Genomic DNA, 17,422 nt, shown 5'->3' with positions numbered 1-17,422 from the left:
GTATATAAACAAAAGGAGCAACTTGATAAAAAATACGTTTTTATGATTCAATTAATCTTATACTAATCTAATTTATTAATAATATTGTTAATACCATGTATAAATTCTTTTTGATTACCTTCTCCCAAAACATCATATAATAACGAGTTAAATTCTATTGCAATATCAGATATTGTTTCTGCTAATTTCTCTCCTTCTTCAGTAATATAAACTCTTATTGCTCTTCTATCCTGTGAATCAAGCTTTCTTTCAACTAAATTACTTTTTTCAAGTTTATCAATTAATACTGTCATAGTAGAACTATCAATTAATGCTCTATTACCTATTTCTTTTAGAGTCAGACCATCTTCTACCTGTAAACAATACAAAATAAAAGATTGGGGAATACTAATTCCATGCTTTTCTAGCTTATAGTTTAATTGCTTATCAATCTTTTTAACTGCAACCCGTATAGTAAAAGATAAATAATTAAATAAAGTGCTCATTTAAAATTGCTCCTTTTTATATTTTTAGTTTGTGATAAAATTAACTTAATAAAAATATATATAAAATTATTTGTTTTGTAAACATACTTCGTCAAAATAACTTCTATTCAAATTACTTTGTACTTGAAAATACCCTTTATTAGTGCTATTCTTTCTTATAATAAAATATTAAAAGACAATGATAGAGAATAGTAGGTAAGCGGAACTAATAACAGAGAGTCGGATTAAGCTGAGAACCGATATTAATCTATTACCGAATGGACTCTAGAGTCGCTGCTGAACCAAGTAAGCTAAGCCGGCTAATCTCCGTTATAAGATAAGGAATAAAATTCTTTTTAAGAGGACCTATTAGGTCAAAAAGGGTGGTACCGCGGATATAACCTCCGTCCCTTCTAGGGCGGAGGTTTTTGTTATAGAAAATTATAACTTAAGGGAGGAAGCTCTATGTCAGAAAATAAAAAAAGAATATTAACCGGCGATAGACCCACAGGCAACCTTCATCTCGGTCATTATGTAGGCAGTCTAGCAAATAGGGTAAAACTTCAATATGATTATGATAGCTATATATTAATAGCAGATGTACAAGCATTAACTACTCATTATGAAAGACCAGAATACCTGCAAAGCGATGTCCTTAACATTGCTACTGATTATCTAGCTGCTGGGATTGACCCAGAAATATCAACTATAGTTATACAAAGTTTAATCCCTGAAATTCATGAACTAACTATGTATTTTTCTATGTATACGTCAGTTAATGTTCTACGCCATAATCCCACTATAAAAAGCGAGGCACAACAACATGGAATTAAAGATATTACTTATGGTTTTTTAGGTTATCCAGTTAATCAAGCAGCTGATATAGCTATATTTAAAGCAAACCTTGTACCAGTAGGAGAAGATCAAATCCCTCATATTGAATTAACCCGTAAAATTGTTAGGCGTTTTAATGATCTTTATAGTCCTGTACTTATTGAACCAGAAGCTTTAATTGGTGAAGTTCCACGACTAATGGGGTTAGATGCAAAGGCAAAAATGAGTAAAAGCTTAAATAACTGTATATACCTTTCTGATCATTCCAAGGATATTTCAACTAAAGTACGAAAAGCAGTTACAGACCCAGGTAGGATAAGAAAAACTGATCCAGGAAATCCTGATGTGTGTACAGTTTATGCTTATAGTAAAGTATTCAATAATGAGGGTATTGAACAAATTGAAAAAGATTGCCGTGGTGGTGCAATTGGCTGTGTAGCTTGTAAGAAAAACCTAACTAATAGAATTGATGAATTAATTGAACCAATGCGCGAAAGACGAATAAAATATGAAAATAATCCACAATTAGTAAAAGATATTTTAATGGAAGGTACTAAAAAAGCAAGTAATGTTGCAAAAGAAACAATTCTGGAAGTTAAAGATGCTCTAGGAATAAATTATTTTAATAAATAAAAAATTAAAAAACACCCCCTAATGGGTGTTTTTTAATTTTTTATTTATTTAGTTAATCATCTCTTCAATTGAATCTATTTTTACATATTCCGGAACTACTAACCCTAGAACTGCACCTTCCATAGATGGACCAAGATCTTCTACTTGATAATTATATTGCTTCATATAATCACTATGTGTTGATGGTAACCAAGCTGCAACCATTGCATCACCAACACCAGTTGCTAATCCAGTGTACATAGCACTTGCAGATACTGGCATTATTTCCACACTATATCCCATTATATTTTCTAGAATATCAGCTATAATATGTGTTGTAGCACTAGCACATGCCCACTCAACATAAAGCAATGTTACCTCTTGACCGGCATTTGCTTCAGCATCAAAGTTTATAGGTAACCATGTCTCTACTAATACTTGATTTTCAGATATCCACTGAGCTGCAGCTGCTTCTGCTGATTCACTTTCTTCAGCAATTGCCATAGCCGCGCTTAAGTCTTCACCTGTCCAAAAATGGTTATCTAAGAGTTCATATACTTCTGGCATATCATCTTGTAAACCTAATCTAACTATATTGTTTATAGTTTCTTCTTCACCAAATACTCCTAATGGATCATCTAATATTTTCAAATCATATTTACCAAATTTCCAGTGTGGTGCCCAACCTGTTACTACTACCCATTCATTATTAGTTATAGCACGATCTAATTCGGCTGCCATTGTAGCATCACTACCCTCAACTAGTTCATAACCAGCATCTGTTAAACCATACTTATCAAGTGCAGTTTCAGCCATATCCATAACTCCAGCACCAGGATCTATGCCAATTATTTGTCCATTAAATAGATCTACTACACTAACCTCTCCAACTGATTCTGGATCATCTGATGGTCCACATCCTATAATAATTAAATTGACAAATATTATTAAGGCAAATAATATAAATAATTTACCTTGCTTTCCATATTTCATTAGAAACCCTCCCTCTTTATTTTTTTAGAAATCCTCTTTTTTACATACTTATATAAGTTATAACACTATAACAAACATAAATTTTTGTATAGTAATAATATTTAATACAGAGGGTAATAGAAATAAACTAAATAATTTGTCGTAGAAATTTAATTGAATGTATAACATATAAAATAATCACTTAATAAAAATATACCCTAACTGAACACACACGCAAAATATAGTAAAATAAACTAATTAATTTCAACTTACAATTAAATAAAAACCCTACCTCATAGTGGTAGGGTTTTATAAATATTATTATATTTGCAAACTTATGGTAACCACTGGTTTACTAAGTCTTGATTTTCAGCTACCCATTGTTCTGCAGCTGCTTGGGTATCACCCATTTCCTCAACCATTACCATAGCATCTCCTAAATCATCTGGAGTCCAATAATGATTACTTAATAATTCATATACTTCTGGTAAATCTTCTTGTAATCCTTGTCTAACAAGGTTGTTAATTGTTTCTTCTTCACCTAATATAAGCTTTGGATCTTCTAAGATTTTTAAGTCATATGAACCAAACTTCCAGTGTGGTGCCCATCCTGTAACTACAACAGGTTCTTCATTGGAGATAGCACGATCTAATGCAGCTGTCATAGTAGCATCACTACCTTCAACTAATTCAAAGCCTGCTTCATCTAATCCATATTCAACTATTAAATCTTCTGTTAGACCCATTACTCCAGCACCAGGATCTATACCAACAATTTCACCATTTAGTTCATCAACATAGTCAGGTAATTCTTCAATAGAGTTAAACTCTGCATACTCAGGAGCTACTAAGCCTAGTACAGCACCTTCCATCGCTGGTCCAAGGTCTTCGATTTGATCACCATATTGATCCATATATTCAGCATGAGTTACTGGTAACCAAGCTGTTACCATTGCATCTCCATCACCAGTTGCTAGACCTGTATACATAGCACTAGCTGCTAGCGGCATTGTCTCAACATTGTATCCACCTATTTCATTTTCTAAAATATGAGCCATTATATGAGTTGTAGCATTTGCACAATCCCACTCAACATATAAAAGTGTTACATCTTGCACATCTGGTACATCCGGATCATCGGCAGGTCCACACCCCATAACACTTACAGTTGCAAACATTATTAAGGCTATTAAAGCTAATAATTTACTTTGTTTTTTTAACATCATAATTTAACATTCCTCCTTTATTCTTCTTGAGAATTTCCTAAGTTTTGAGTTATTCTGTCTAAAATTATGGCAACAATAACAATTGCTAACCCAGCTTCAAACCCTGTTCCTATGTCTAATCTCTGTATTCCTCGCCATACCTCCCCTCCTAAGCCTCTGGCTCCTATCATACTAGCTATAACAACCATTGACAACGATAGCATAATACATTGATTTATTCCGGCCATTATTGTTGACCTTGCCAGCGGTAGTTCTATTTTAATCAACATCTGAGAAAATGTTGACCCAAACGATTTACCTAACTCTCTAAGTTCTTCTGGCACCTGTTGTATTCCTAATTTAGTTAATCTTATTATTGGTGGCATAGCAAATATAAGAGTAGCTATAACCGCAGGTACAACACCAAGTCCAAAAAAGAATATAGCAGGTAAAAGATATACAAAAGCTGGTAATGTCTGCATAAAATCAAGTATGGGTGTGATTATACGTTCAGCAGTTTGATTTTTTGCTGCCAATATTCCCAGTGGTACACCAATAATAATACATAAAAGTACTGCTGTTCCGACCATTGCTAGAGTTTGCATAGTCGGACCCCAAAGTCCCATATTATAAATTAAATATAGACCTAAAGCAGTAAACAATGCTACCTTCTTATCCACAATATACCAAGCAATAAGTACAAAAATAATTATAAACAATATCGGTGGTATAGCTGATAAACCATGTTGTAAATATAATAAAATAAATTCTAGTCCATCAGCTATAGCATCAAAAGCTGTACCGAATTCTGTTTGAAGATAGTTAATACCATCATCTATCCAATCACCTACTGGTACTCTAGGTATTCCTTCTGTTTGAAATGTTTCCCACCAACCTCTACTCATCTTCATCACTCCTTTCACCAGCTATTCCAGCTATTACCGAACCTCTTACTAAGATTCCTTTTAAATTTTTTTCTTCATCCACTACTGCCACAGGTATTTTAGTATGTGCTAAAACGTCTAGTAATTCGGATAAAGGAGTTTCCAAGTCTGTAACAGGGACATCCTTTTCAATAAATGAATCAAGGGTTTTAGCTCCCTGTTCAGCAGCTTCATAAGCTGCGTCTGCTGTAATAAAACCTTCTAATTTTCCTTTGCGATCGGTAACAAAAACAGATGATATTCCGTTTTTCTCCATTACTCGCAATGCCGTTCTAGGGCCATCTTTTGATCCAATCACACTACGAGGTTTAACCATTACAGATGAAGCATTTAATGCTTTAGAACGATTAACATTTTCAACGAATCTAGCAACATATTCAGTTGCCGGTGAAAGTAATATATCTTCGGGAAGACCCATTTGCACAATTTTTCCATCTTTCATTAAAGCTATACGATCACCAAGTTTTAGAGCTTCATCTAAATCATGCGTTATAAATACTATTGTTTTTTGTAATTTTTTTTGAATTTCTATTAATTCATCCTGCATTTCTTGTCTAATTAATGGATCAAGTGCACTGAAAGGCTCGTCCATTAACAAAATATCAGGATCTGTGGCTAATGCTCGAGCTATACCAACTCTTTGTTGCATACCACCACTTAGATTATGTGGATAATAATCTTCCCATCCTTTTAATCCTACCATTTCAATTGATCTTAATGCTTGTTTAATTCTTTCATCTTTTGGAGCATCCTGAACTTCAAGTCCATAAACAACGTTATCCAATATTGTTCGATGAGGCAATAATGCAAATCTTTGAAATACCATGGACATTTTCGTCCTACGTATTTCAGTTAGTTTCTTGGAATCAACCTTGGTAATATCATCACCATCAATAATAATATCTCCTGCTGTTGGCCTTATAATACAATTTATACATCTTATTAGAGTTGATTTTCCGCTACCCGAAAGTCCCATTATCACAAAACACTCGCCAGGGGCTACAGATATATTAATATCTCTTGCACCAACTACTTGTTTTGTTTGTTTTTTTATTTCCTCACTATCTACACCTTTATCTACGAGTTTCAAAGCTTTTTCTGGATTATTGCCATAAACTTTTGTTAAATTATTAACTATAATTTTATCCATTATCATCATCCTTAACAAATATTGATACTATATAGCATGCCCATATAGCATATAATTTTTTTAAAAATTATAAAAAAAATGTTATATTTTGAGGTTACTTTAAGTGGGGATTTAGGATGTTTGTACTATCCTTCAAAATAGGCATTATATGTAATATTTGAAATGCATATAAAAAACTCTATTAATCCATTCCCCCTTAATTGCTTACGAGGTTAGCTGTCGGGTTCGGGCTAGGGAGCCCTACCAATATTTGGATTCACCCCAAAAAATTTGGATCCCCCGTTCCTATACTAGGATTAAGCATAAAGAATGTTATTATAGACATCATAGGAGGCTATTTAATTATAATCTTAATTATAATCTTAATTATAGCTTTAATTTTAAAAGGAACACAAAAAGATTTAAAAGCAATATTAACCTTTAAATCCAATTTTGAACCTTAATAAGTTGCTCATAGTAAATAATCTCCAAAATAGTCTTAATTTCTTCTAAATAATTAAAATAAAGTTAAAGCTACATAAATAAACTAAATTATTTAAATAATTTTACTGCATCCTTAAGTTTTTGTAGTTATTAAATGTAATTTACAAAACAACATTTTTGTTAAGGACCTTTACACTAGGACTTGCTTTTTCTAGGGTAAAAAAATTAAAATTATTTCTATATTAACCATAAGAAGCTTGTCTATAAAATTCTAATCATATATGCTTAAATAATAACTTTTTTAAGAGGAGTGATTAGCCTTGGTAGAAAACTTTGGCATTAAATTTATTAGAAAGGAAACTCATTTAGCTTTACCTACAGTTACATCTATTAGACTTGCTCAAAATTTATATGATATTCTATTTCAATATGTAATTAATGAAGAAAAAGAAAGTAAACTTCAAGAGTTTATTGCATTACTAGAAAGTCATATTAAAAGCAAAGCAGATGGACCTTTCTCAATACCTATATCAGAAATATCTTTCCTAGAAGATGGATTAGAAGAACTAAAGCTTTTAAACTGGATGGAGGTTTCGGTATGGATTGCAGAAATAATCCCAGACACAGATGTTGATGCTAGTTTAGAATATTATGAAAATGTTTTTTCTTCATTATCTGATTATGTTAAATATAAAAAAATTTCAGATAATAGAATATTATTATACCCTTATAGTTTAATTAGTTATTAGATAATAACTAATTGTATTTCCAAGGCAAAAAGCTGCAATTAAAAAAGATAGTATGGATTATTCAATCCTTACTATCTTTACTCCTGTTATTTCTATGTGTTTAACATTTAATTCGTTTTTAATAAGCTAGTAATGCCTCCCTTAATATTTTTGCACCTAATATTGAGGTATTATCACCTTTTTCGAATGGTGGTGAAATTTCAACTAAATCAAAACCTACTATATTTAAACAATTTAGATCGCGTAATATTTGTAAAAGTTCTCGTGAAGTAAATCCTGCCGCTTCTGGAGTACCAGTACCTGGAGCAAAAGCAGGATCTAAAAAATCAATATCAACAGTTATATATACAGGCTTATTCCCTATCTTTGCCTTAAGTTCATCCACGTTAGGTAGAGTATCTAAGTATAAATTAGTATTTTCCCTAGCATATTCAAATTCTTCTTTAGTTCCAGATCGAATTCCTAACTGGTATAAGTTTTTTTCTGGTATTAAATCAACTATTTTTCGCATAACTGTAGCATGGGACATACTTTCCCCCAGGTAATCTTCTCGCAAATCAGCATGAGCATCAAATTGTATAACCACAAGATTATTATAAAATTGTGTATAAGCTTTAATAAGTGCTAGTGTTACAAGATGTTCTCCACCAATAGCATAAACTTTTTTACCTAAATTAAGTAATTCCTCTGTAACTAGTTCCATTCTGTTTAATGATTCAGCAATATTACCAAAAGGTATAATTAAATCTCCTACATCGTAGTAATTAATTTCTTCTAGAGATTTATCTAAGTATACACTATATTCTTCAATACCTTCTGATACCTCTCTAACTCTGTAAGGAGCCAACCTAGTACCGGGCCTAAAGCTAGTTGTAGCATCCATAGGTAAACCTACGATAACTTTTTCACATTTTTCAAATTCTTTGCTTGCCCCTAAAAAAAGAGCTTTTTGTTCTATTAAATTTATAATTTTATTCATATAACCACTCTTAAGTAATAATATTTTTAACAAAATTAGGTAGCATAAATGCAGCTTGATGTATAGCTGACGTGTAGTATTTTAAGTCTAAATCACCAGAAAACACAACTTTTTCAGGATCATGTTTTTTAGATCCAATAGTAAATGACCATAAACCACTTGGATAAGTTGGAATACTCGCTAAGTATAGTTTGGTTGTATTAAAGACATTATTAATACCTGAATAAGCCATTTTAATAACGTCTTTATTAAAAAATGGTGATTCACTTTGTGCAATTATTATACCATCTGCTTTTAAGCAATTATAAACATCTGTATAAAATTCTTTTGAAAAAAGTTGAATAGCAGGACCAACTGGTTCAGTAGAATCTATAATAACAACATCAAATTTATCCTTATGCTGTTTTACAAATTTTATTCCATCATCAACAATAACATTAGCTTTTGGATTATTAAAAGATAAACTTAGTTGTGGAAAAAAATCTTTTGAAGCTTGTATTACTCGATCATCTATTTCAACTAATGTTCCATTTTCAACTAAAGGATGATGAACAACCTCTCTTAATGTACCTCCATCCCCTCCACCAATTATTAATACATTTTTAGGATTAGGATGGGAATTAATAGCAACCATTGTTATCATTTCATGATAAACAAATTCATCTACTTCAGTTGTTTGTATCATGCCATCTAATAATAGCATTTTACCAAATTGATCTGTATTAACTACTGCTAAATGTTGATATTTTGTTTGTTCAACCCTTAAAGTTTCACTAATTTTACAGGAGAAACCTAATGAAGGGGTTTGATACTCAGTTACCCACAAATCCATCTTTTAGTCCTCCTTTTAATTAATACCATAGTGGAACTGCTGCAAATGCACAGGCAATGTTTTTAACTTTATGTTCAACTGAAGCAATTTTTATTTCGTCTAATTCCATTTCTCTGATTTTGAAGGCTTCTTCCACCATTTTAGTGACTTCTTTTTCTGATTCTTCTTTACTGCATCTACCTGAAAACTCCATAATTACACCAAAACTTCCATGCTTAATTCCGACAGCAACTGCAGCAGAAATTATTTCATCTTTGGTACTGCTTGTAATCTCCCCATATGCAACAGGAAGTAACGATCCCGGAGGAACCACTAAATCAGGTTCATATTCACATCCTGGAGGAAGGATACTACTTACTCTAAGTAAATTAGTGTTTCCAACCCTAGCTTTGAGTAATGCTCCGTCAAATGCCGTAAGTTCAGTTTCTCCCTCTGCAGCCGCTGCAGTAATAAAATACTTTTTGGGTAAAGGTAACATATTAATTGCACCCCCAGACATCATTAATTATTATTTTTAAATAACAGATTAATTATATACAAATAATTTATTAAAAAAAACTATTATTGCTAATTTTTTTTAATAAATAAAAAAAAGCTTAGTAGCAAACTAAGCCTTTTTTACTTTATGTTTTTTAATAAATTCAATAAAGTTAGCAACTGATTTTCGTCGGCTTTTTTGTTTGGGATATATAACATAAAAAAATCTTTTAAATTGAGGCTCTGTAAGTTTTATGCTTTTAATTTTACTGTGAGACTCTTTTTTGTTTATTGCCCACTTAGAAATTATTGAAATCCCCATTTCTGATTCCACCATTGCGAGTACAGCCTCTGTGCTCCCAGCTTCCATAAGTATTTGTAAATTATCTTTTTTAATCGCAAATTTTGATAGTGATTCCTCAATAGCCTTTCTAGTACCAGAACCTTTTTCACGAAATATCCATTTTTCATTTAACAAATCTTTAATCGAAACCTCTTTGAATTGGTTTAGATAATGATTATTAGGAACAATAACTACTAATTCATCTTCAATCCATTTAAAGCCATCTACTTTGCGATTATTAATATAACCTCCTACTACTCCTATATCTAGCTCACGTTCTGCAACTTTAGCAAAAACTTGTTCTGTATCTGCAATGTCCATAGCTAAACTAGTATTAGGATGTTGATCCTTAAATTTTTTTATAAATTGAGGCAAGATATATTGACCAGGTATTGTACTAGCTCCTAAAAACAAAGTACCTTTCCTGCTTTCAGCAACATCTTCCATTGCTAGTTCTGTTTTTTCTATTAGTTTAATTATTTCTCTAGCATAATGATATAGTGTTTCACCAGCTTCTGTGGTTTTTAACCTTCTTCCCGACCTTTCCAACAATAAAGAACCATATATCTCTTCTAATGCCTGTATTTGTTTGGTAATTGCAGGCTGCGAAATCGAAAGTTCTTCTGCTGTTTTTGATAAGTTTTGAACTTCAACAACTTTTACATAAGTTTTAAAAAGATTTAAATTCATCCACCTACACCTTGCTTATAATTATTTAAGAAAACTATTTATTATAGTATCAATTGCCTCTTGTTCAGTTAAACCTAGAGACATTAACTTAATTAACTGTTCACCTGCTATTTTTCCAATTGCTGCTTCATGGGTTAAAACTGCATTTGAATTTTCTGCCCATAACTCAGGTACAGCTTTTATTTTTGCATTATCCATTATTATAGCATCGCATTCTACATGTCCTAAACACTCAGTTTTTCCTATTAGTGAAGCATGAAAACCTTGATAAGAATCATCTTGAGCAACCGACCTTGATATAATTTGTGCTGAACCATTTTTTCCATCAATATAAATATTAATAGTTGATTCAGCAGATTGAGTTCCATCAGTAAGTAGTCTTTCAACTATTTTTAAACTGGCATTAGCTTTTACGTAAGCTTTTGTTGACCTTACTGTATCATCAACTCCTTGAATTTGTACCATTTCTAACTCGGCAAATGCACCTTCTTCTAAAGTAATAACTGTAGTTGGATTTAATACATTTTTACCTTTTTCATTACCTTCACCATAGTGCTTTTCCACATATCTCATTTTGGCATCTTTTTTTACTATTATTTCATGAATGCCATCATGTCTAGATGACATATGACTAGGATTATGTATACCACAACCAGCAATTATGTTAACATCTGCTCTTTCTCCTATAATAAATGTATTATATACTTTATCTTGAAAACCAGGTTGAGTAAGTATAACTGGTACATGAACAGATTCGTTTACTGTATCTGATTTCACCTCTACAACCATGCCGGGTTTATCCGACATAGATGTTATTGATATATTTGATGATGAACTTCTAGCAAGGGCTTGTCCGTCTTTTCTTATGTTTAAAGCACCTTCTGGAATGTCTTTTATATTAGCTATAGCATCTAGTAAGTTTGTTTCAATATTATTTAATTTCATGTATCATTTCTCCTCGACACTGTTCTATCATCTTACATTCAATATCATCTTTAATTAGTGGCCAAATTTCTTCAGAGTTACCTTTTCCTTTTATTATACCTTCATCTACAACTATTATTTCATCACAAATTGGTAATACGTTTTGGTTATGAGTAATGATTATTGCTGTTTTCTCGGGATTTCCTTTATATTCATTTACAATAATCTCTATTAACTTTCTAATAGTCCATAAGTCTACACCTGCTTCAGGTTCATCAAATATACTAATTTTAGCATCTCTTGCAAGTATCTGTGCTATCTCAATTCTTTTTATTTCTCCACCACTTAAACCAGCCCCCAAGTCTCTTTCCAGGAACTCTTCTGGGCATAAACCTACATCTCTAAGCCGAATTCTGGTTTGTACGGTATCAATATTAGGTGAGGCTATTTTTAAAATATCTTGAATACCTAAACCTTTAAATCTAGGTGGTTGTTGAAATGCATAAGCAATGCCTAAATCTGCTCTTTCACTTACGTTTAAATTACTGATATCATTACCATCTAAGTAGATCTTTCCATTATTTTGCTTATAAATTCCCATTATCAATTTAGCTAAGGAGGTTTTCCCTCCTCCGTTAGGACCTGTAATTGCATAAACTTTTCCTTTTTGAAATTCTATATTAACACCCTTAATAATTTCTTTATCGTCTCCATTGTCATCAACTAATTGTAAACTTAAATTTTCAAGCTTTAGCATTATTTTCACCTCCACTATTGATAGACGAATTAATTCTATCACATAGCTATTACTAAAGTCTAACAAAGTCTACTAATATGTAGTAGTTTTATATGTATAATTGTTTGTTGGTATTATTATGTTATTATGTAATTAAATAATAAATATATTTATACATCAAAATAAGAGTCTTTTGACTCTTAATTAATTATATATTTTCACCTACCACAAAATTAACCTTCTTGTAGTTCCCCCATCCTCTTGGTTATATATAAAATTGTTTTTACTTATTGCAATCTGGGCAGTAGCCATAAAACTTTAAGTCATGATCTACTATTTTATAACCTTTTTTTTCTAGATGAGATTCTAAATTGTTTAATAAATCTTCTTCTACCTCTGAGATATTTCCACAGTCCATGCAAATAATATGGTGATGTTGATGATTTTCATCCTCACACAACTCATATCTATATTTTCCTTCATCAAACATAGTTTTATATACAACCTCTAAACTCGCTAAACGTTCTAGTGTTCTATAAACAGTGGCTATTCCGATATTAGGCATTTTTTGCTTTGATTTAAGTAATACATCTTCTGCGCTTAAATGTTTTCCTTTATTTTCATACATTACATCTAACACAGTGGCTCTTTGTTGAGTTAATTTATAGTTATTGTTTTCCAATTTTTTGCTTATTACATCTTCCTTAGTCATTTAAACACTCCAAAGTCTTGATAATAATAATCACTATTAAAAACATTATAATCTTTATTTGACTAGTTTACAAGTTTTTACTTAATCTATAGTTAGTATAGAAATCATTATTTATCTTAGTCACATAACAAAAAAATTAAAAGCTTCTCTAATCTATAAAAGCTTTTAATTTTTTAATTTTCATTTTAATTTATTTGTCATCATGCTTACTTCTAATCAATAGTAAGACTATACCTAGAATTGCTGACATAAGTGATCCAGTTAGTATCCCTATTTTTGCCTGTTCTAAATATAAAGGAGTTGTATATGCTAGGTTAGTTATAAATAAAGACATTGTAAACCCTACACCCGCTAGACAACTTACTCCCCAAACTTGTGTCCAGGTAACATCAGAAGGTAGGTTAGCCCATCCAAGTTTTACTGCTATCCATGAAAATAGAGTAACACCTATTTGTTTACCAAAGAATAAACCTAATATTATACCCAGTGAAATATTATTAAATATAGTTACTCCCTCTACACCTATAAAAGTAACACCCGCATTTGCTAATGCAAAAAGTGGTACAATGAAAAATACTGCTATTGGATGGAGAATATGTTCCATTCTTTGAAGTGGAGCTTCAGTATTATCTACAGTATTTTGAAGTTTATGAAGTGCTTTTGTTTGCGATTCATCACACATTATTATGAATTCTTTATCACTAAAGTTATTAATTATTTTTTCCGTCTCACACTTAAACTCATTAACACTAAATCTAGCTTTTGCAGGGATTGTAAAAGCTAACAAAACACCTGCCAAGGTAGCATGAACTCCTGATTGCAAAAATGCTAGCCACAAAATTATGCCCAATATTACATATGGATAAGTTTTTCTAACTTGTAAACGATTTAATAATAATGACATAAATAAAACAACAGAGCAAAATAGTAAACTGTTAATGCTTATTTGCTCTGTATAGAAAAATGCTATAACTAAAATAGCTCCCATATCATCCACAATTGCCAAAGCTAGGAGAAATACTTTCAAAGCTAAAGGAATTCTTGTGCCTAAAGCCATTAAAATACCTAGGGCAAAAGCTATATCTGTTGCCATGGGTATACCCCAACCTCTAAGTCCTTCTGTGCCTATGTTTAATACTACAAATATTAATGCAGGTACTACCATTCCTCCTATAGCTGCTGCTATTGGAAAGCCTGCTTTTTTAACTGTTGAAAGCTCACCAATCATTATCTCTCTTTTAATCTCAAGACCTATTACAAAAAAGAAAATTACCATTAGGCCATCATTAATCCAGTGACCTAAAGTATCAGTAAGAACAAAATTACCAAATTGAAATGATACCTCTGTTTGCCATAAAGCAAAATAAGTACTGGCATATGTAGTGTTAGCCCAAACTAAAGCTATAATTGTAGCCAATAGAAGTAATTGACTACTTAGTATTTTTGTATCAAAAATTTTTTTAATTAGTTGCATTAGTTTCTTGTTGTTTTCCATTATATCTTCCTTTCATAATTGCTGCATCTAAGTTAATATAAATTCTGCTTAATATAGTAAAATGGATAATAAATTTTTGCTAATTAAACTTAGATTCCACTGCAAAAAGCTAAACTTAGAGTATGGAATCGGCTGAGCAAACATGTTTATCACGCCACTCATCGGTCTTCACCTTCATTTTAGCTTAGCACTTATTATCTAAAATGTTTTTTTATTTATACTTAACCGTGATCTATGCACCACGCCTTGCTACTTAAGGACTTAGATAAACATGTTTGCTCAGCCTTAAGTTTGTTGTAGTTACTTTTTGCAGCAGAATCAACTTATTATTTATAAAATATAGAATTTTCTTGAAAAAGCTTTATTTAAAGCTCTTCATACATAAGCAACAACCAATTATGAAAATTTGAACATAGTCTATTAATGTGCAGAGGAAAATTCTTTTGCATAGTAAGTTATTTTCAAACTACACAGTTAAATAAGCAATTTTTTATACTACTATGTTAAGAATTATATTCAATCCCTTTATGATCACTAGTCTGTTCATAAATTATTCCTGAAACAACTGCCGTTATGGGGACTGATAAAATTAAACCTATACTACCGGCAACTGCTCTTAGTATCTCTGTTGCAATAAATTCAGAATTAAAAATAACAGCACCCGGTGTTGCATAAGTCATGTACAATAATAACATGGGTAAGGCACCACCAGCATAAGCTAAAACTAGCGTGTTTACCATAGTTCCCATTATATCTCTACCTACATTCATACCAGCTTTAATCAAATCTATAGTAGTAAGATTTGGGTTAGCCTTCTTAATCTCATCAACTGATGACGCTACAGACATTGCCACATCCATTGTAGCACCAAGAGCACCTATAATAATTCCTGAAAATAACAAACCTCTTATATCAATATTTAAATTGTCTACATAAAGTAGCATTCTGCTTTCTTCAGTAGCTAAACCTGTTAAGCTAGCTAAAGTTCCTATAAAATAAGCTAGTAAACCAGCAAATATTACACCTCCAATAGTACCAATGGTGGCTGAAAAGGCCTTTTTTGTTAAGCCCCCTATTATTGTCATTGTAACAATAGTAACTCCAGTAAGGATTGCTATTGTTATTGGCAAAGGTGCATAACCAGCAAGAAGTGCAGGAAGTAAAAACTTATAAATTGCTAATGCAGTAAAGCCTAAAGCAACTAAAGCTTTAATACCCTTTATACCTCCTACAACAATCAAAACACCCATAAAACCTATTAATAAGTAATTAATATAATCTGCTCGTGCATAATCAGCTATATTAAGTTCTACTATTTCACCCTCATGGGTAGTAATGTAAACAATTACCTTATCTCCCTCTGTAACTGCTATATCCCAACCCGGACTACCTGATAATGTATTTTGAGCTTGTAATACCTGCCCTTTAAAATCACCAGAAAGTATTTCTATTGTTACAGTTTGTTCACTAAAATAACCAGATGAAGGTTCACTAGAATCTAGGTCTTTAACCTCTAATACTAGAGCTTTTTCCCATAATTCATCTGTAAAATCACTATCTACACTATAAGCACTTGCAACAGTTCCTACGTTTATAAAAATAAATACTAATAAAAGCACAAATACTAAAATCAATTTACGAAACTGCAAAACTCCACCCCCATTAAGTAATAATAAAATTTTAGCATAGCCACAACACTTATAATGTTGAAATATTTTGGCACTTTAAATAACACCTTATATCTTCAATAAAAGGTATATTATTAGATTAGTGCTAAAAAAAATATTCTTAAATAAATTATATCGAGCTAAAGTGCCGATGATTGAGTAGAATAGAGAACACATTTGCTTGCTAATTTCTGTAATCTTAATTTAACTTTTAGTCAATCTCTTGAATAATTTTTATTATCGACGAAAATCTATAATATCAGCAGTTTCACGCGTCTCCATAAGAACTTTATTAAATAATTGATCTTGTTTATCTCTTAAAATATATGCAGCCTTCTCCTCAGTAAGATCATCAAGTGTTGACACCATATTACCAGCTAAAATAATGTGATAACCAAAATCAGTTTTTACAGGTTCACTAGTAATCTCATTCGTATTTAAACTTAATGCAGCTTCTTTAAAAATCGCATCAAAGTTGGAATTTTCATTAACATAACCTAAATCCCCACCATCTTCCTTACTAGGGCATAATGAATAAGTTTTAGCAAGTTCAGCAAATTCTTGTCCTTCATTTAGTTTAGTCAAAATTATATTAGCTTCTTGCTCTTGATCTACAACAATATGAAAGATTTTTATGCCGTAATAATCTTTAACATCATTATCCTCAATGATCACATCAGCAGTTATAGTATCAAAAAGTTTCATTGAAAGTTCTTCAAATCTTAATTCTTCTCTTAAGTCTTCTTCTGTCAAATTATAATTGCTTAGCATTTTTTGGTATCCATTTTCTTTTGTAGCATTTCTAGAATCTTTTATATATTGCAAACTTTTATCTACTTCTTCTTCTGTTACTTGTAAATCATAATTTCTTGTTTTCTGTTCTAATAAATTTTGCATAATTAAGTCTTCTAAAGCCATATCTTTTAAGCTATTTACTATTTCCTTATCATTTCTCTCATTTATAATAGTACCGGTCATGATTTCATAATTATTTTTAATAAATTGATATCTAGCTTCATGTTGCTCATTAGTTATTTCATTTCCATTTACTTTTGCTACAATTTCAGATGCTTGATTAGAACAACCTATAAAACCAAAAGTTAATACTATAAATATTATAATAACTGTTATTTGTTTCATAACACCACTCCTAATCTATATATACAAATAATGATAATTATATCATATAAATACTTATAACTATCTTAAAAATA

At 31.3% G+C, this 17,422-nt stretch carries 17 protein-coding genes, 1 riboswitch and 1 other annotated feature; of the genes, 2 read left to right on the top strand and 15 right to left on the bottom strand.

What is annotated here, in order from left to right:
• Positions 1 to 62: 62 nt before the first annotated feature.
• Positions 63 to 485 (bottom strand): MarR family winged helix-turn-helix transcriptional regulator, encoded by a 423-nt coding sequence (locus SYNTR_RS02140; RefSeq protein ID WP_156202971.1) that lies wholly within the window; start codon positions 483 to 485, stop codon positions 63 to 65.
• A 169-nt stretch (positions 486 to 654) separates the two neighbouring features.
• Positions 655 to 879, top strand: a binding site (T-box leader).
• A gap of 50 nt (positions 880 to 929) precedes the next feature.
• On the opposite strand from SYNTR_RS02140, the gene trpS reads away from it, so the two are divergent.
• A complete protein-coding gene (trpS, locus tag SYNTR_RS02135; protein ID WP_156202970.1) occupies positions 930 to 1,931 on the top strand; it encodes a tryptophan--tRNA ligase in 1,002 nt (333 codons plus the stop codon).
• A 48-nt stretch (positions 1,932 to 1,979) separates the two neighbouring features.
• Here trpS and SYNTR_RS02130 read toward each other — a convergent pair whose 3' ends face one another.
• The 4 genes from SYNTR_RS02130 to SYNTR_RS02115 all read right to left on the bottom strand — a co-directional run bounded on the left by SYNTR_RS02130 (position 1,980) and on the right by SYNTR_RS02115 (position 6,181).
• Positions 1,980 to 2,903, bottom strand: a complete 924-nt coding sequence (locus tag SYNTR_RS02130; RefSeq protein WP_156202969.1) for a glycine betaine ABC transporter substrate-binding protein — start codon at positions 2,901 to 2,903, stop codon at positions 1,980 to 1,982.
• A 314-nt stretch (positions 2,904 to 3,217) separates the two neighbouring features.
• Entirely contained in the window at positions 3,218 to 4,108 is an 891-nt protein-coding gene (locus SYNTR_RS02125) for a glycine betaine ABC transporter substrate-binding protein (RefSeq protein ID WP_197079157.1), read from the bottom strand.
• A 17-nt stretch (positions 4,109 to 4,125) separates the two neighbouring features.
• Entirely contained in the window at positions 4,126 to 4,992 is an 867-nt protein-coding gene (locus SYNTR_RS02120; protein WP_156202968.1) for an ABC transporter permease, read from the bottom strand.
• The gene (locus SYNTR_RS02115) at positions 4,985 to 6,181 is read right to left on the bottom strand and encodes a quaternary amine ABC transporter ATP-binding protein (protein WP_197079156.1); all 1,197 of its coding nucleotides are present in this window, start codon (positions 6,179 to 6,181) and stop codon (positions 4,985 to 4,987) included. The genes SYNTR_RS02120 and SYNTR_RS02115 overlap by 8 nt, the downstream gene beginning before the upstream one ends.
• A gap of 186 nt (positions 6,182 to 6,367) precedes the next feature.
• A riboswitch (cyclic di-AMP (ydaO/yuaA leader) is annotated at positions 6,368 to 6,494 on the bottom strand.
• Positions 6,495 to 6,924: 430 nt separating this feature from the next.
• Between SYNTR_RS02115 and SYNTR_RS02110 the strand changes: the two genes are divergently transcribed.
• On the top strand, positions 6,925 to 7,353 hold the full coding sequence (locus SYNTR_RS02110; protein WP_156202967.1) for a hypothetical protein: 429 nt from the start codon (positions 6,925 to 6,927) through the stop codon (positions 7,351 to 7,353).
• Positions 7,354 to 7,471: 118 nt separating this feature from the next.
• On the opposite strand, the gene speB is transcribed toward SYNTR_RS02110, so the two are convergent.
• The 10 genes from speB to SYNTR_RS02060 form a co-directional block, all read right to left on the bottom strand.
• On the bottom strand, positions 7,472 to 8,332 hold the full coding sequence (speB, locus tag SYNTR_RS02105) for an agmatinase (RefSeq protein ID WP_197079155.1): 861 nt from the start codon (positions 8,330 to 8,332) through the stop codon (positions 7,472 to 7,474).
• Between the two features lie 10 nt (positions 8,333 to 8,342).
• Positions 8,343 to 9,164: a polyamine aminopropyltransferase gene (gene speE / locus SYNTR_RS02100; RefSeq protein ID WP_156202966.1), complete on the bottom strand. Its 822-nt coding sequence runs from the start codon at positions 9,162 to 9,164 to the stop codon at positions 8,343 to 8,345.
• A gap of 19 nt (positions 9,165 to 9,183) precedes the next feature.
• A complete protein-coding gene (locus tag SYNTR_RS02095) occupies positions 9,184 to 9,642 on the bottom strand; it encodes a pyruvoyl-dependent arginine decarboxylase (protein ID WP_156202965.1) in 459 nt (152 codons plus the stop codon).
• A gap of 129 nt (positions 9,643 to 9,771) precedes the next feature.
• A complete protein-coding gene (locus tag SYNTR_RS02090; RefSeq protein WP_156202964.1) occupies positions 9,772 to 10,674 on the bottom strand; it encodes a selenium metabolism-associated LysR family transcriptional regulator in 903 nt (300 codons plus the stop codon).
• A gap of 21 nt (positions 10,675 to 10,695) precedes the next feature.
• Positions 10,696 to 11,619, bottom strand: coding sequence for a SufB/SufD family protein (locus SYNTR_RS02085; protein WP_156202963.1), 924 nt, complete (start codon positions 11,617 to 11,619; stop codon positions 10,696 to 10,698).
• Positions 11,606 to 12,355: an ABC transporter ATP-binding protein gene (locus SYNTR_RS02080; protein ID WP_156202962.1), complete on the bottom strand. Its 750-nt coding sequence runs from the start codon at positions 12,353 to 12,355 to the stop codon at positions 11,606 to 11,608. Before SYNTR_RS02080 ends, SYNTR_RS02085 begins: the two co-directional genes overlap by 14 nt.
• A 262-nt stretch (positions 12,356 to 12,617) precedes the next feature.
• Entirely contained in the window at positions 12,618 to 13,046 is a 429-nt protein-coding gene (locus SYNTR_RS02075; RefSeq protein ID WP_156202961.1) for a Fur family transcriptional regulator, read from the bottom strand.
• A gap of 190 nt (positions 13,047 to 13,236) precedes the next feature.
• On the bottom strand, positions 13,237 to 14,541 hold the full coding sequence (gene nhaA, locus SYNTR_RS02070) for a Na+/H+ antiporter NhaA (RefSeq protein WP_156202960.1): 1,305 nt from the start codon (positions 14,539 to 14,541) through the stop codon (positions 13,237 to 13,239).
• A 503-nt stretch (positions 14,542 to 15,044) separates the two neighbouring features.
• On the bottom strand, positions 15,045 to 16,190 hold the full coding sequence (locus SYNTR_RS02065) for a YibE/F family protein (protein WP_156202959.1): 1,146 nt from the start codon (positions 16,188 to 16,190) through the stop codon (positions 15,045 to 15,047).
• Positions 16,191 to 16,445: 255 nt separating this feature from the next.
• Positions 16,446 to 17,348 carry a SurA N-terminal domain-containing protein gene (locus SYNTR_RS02060; RefSeq protein WP_156202958.1) on the bottom strand — a complete coding sequence of 301 codons (903 nt, stop codon included), beginning with the start codon at positions 17,346 to 17,348 and terminating at the stop codon, positions 16,446 to 16,448.
• Between the last annotated feature and the right edge of the window lie 74 nt (positions 17,349 to 17,422).

Origin of the sequence: Candidatus Syntrophocurvum alkaliphilum (assembly GCF_009734445.1) — a bacterium.
In the GTDB taxonomy this organism is placed as follows: Bacteria; Bacillota; Syntrophomonadia; order Syntrophomonadales; family Syntrophomonadaceae; genus Syntrophocurvum; species Syntrophocurvum alkaliphilum.
Note: the sequence above shows the minus strand (reverse complement) of the source record. Positions and strands in the feature narration are given on the sequence as shown.

Excerpts from the sequence above, each read along its gene's own strand:
- nhaA (WP_156202960.1), bottom strand. The coding sequence starts at position 14,541 with ATGGAAAACAACAAGAAACTAATGCAACTAATTAAAAAAATTTTTGAT.
- SYNTR_RS02095 (WP_156202965.1), bottom strand. The coding sequence starts at position 9,642 with ATGTTACCTTTACCCAAAAAGTATTTTATTACTGCAGCGGCTGCAGAG.
- speB (WP_197079155.1), bottom strand. The coding sequence starts at position 8,332 with ATGAATAAAATTATAAATTTAATAGAACAAAAAGCTCTTTTTTTAGGG.
- SYNTR_RS02075 (WP_156202961.1), bottom strand. The coding sequence starts at position 13,046 with ATGACTAAGGAAGATGTAATAAGCAAAAAATTGGAAAACAATAACTAT.
- SYNTR_RS02080 (WP_156202962.1), bottom strand. The coding sequence starts at position 12,355 with ATGCTAAAGCTTGAAAATTTAAGTTTACAATTAGTTGATGACAATGGA.
- trpS (WP_156202970.1), top strand. The coding sequence starts at position 930 with ATGTCAGAAAATAAAAAAAGAATATTAACCGGCGATAGACCCACAGGC.
- SYNTR_RS02140 (WP_156202971.1), bottom strand. The coding sequence starts at position 485 with ATGAGCACTTTATTTAATTATTTATCTTTTACTATACGGGTTGCAGTT.
- SYNTR_RS02120 (WP_156202968.1), bottom strand. The coding sequence starts at position 4,992 with ATGAGTAGAGGTTGGTGGGAAACATTTCAAACAGAAGGAATACCTAGA.
- SYNTR_RS02125 (WP_197079157.1), bottom strand. The coding sequence starts at position 4,108 with ATGATGTTAAAAAAACAAAGTAAATTATTAGCTTTAATAGCCTTAATA.
- SYNTR_RS02090 (WP_156202964.1), bottom strand. The coding sequence starts at position 10,674 with ATGAATTTAAATCTTTTTAAAACTTATGTAAAAGTTGTTGAAGTTCAA.
- SYNTR_RS02130 (WP_156202969.1), bottom strand. The coding sequence starts at position 2,903 with ATGAAATATGGAAAGCAAGGTAAATTATTTATATTATTTGCCTTAATA.
- SYNTR_RS02085 (WP_156202963.1), bottom strand. The coding sequence starts at position 11,619 with ATGAAATTAAATAATATTGAAACAAACTTACTAGATGCTATAGCTAAT.
- speE (WP_156202966.1), bottom strand. The coding sequence starts at position 9,164 with ATGGATTTGTGGGTAACTGAGTATCAAACCCCTTCATTAGGTTTCTCC.
- SYNTR_RS02060 (WP_156202958.1), bottom strand. The coding sequence starts at position 17,348 with ATGAAACAAATAACAGTTATTATAATATTTATAGTATTAACTTTTGGT.
- SYNTR_RS02115 (WP_197079156.1), bottom strand. The coding sequence starts at position 6,181 with ATGGATAAAATTATAGTTAATAATTTAACAAAAGTTTATGGCAATAAT.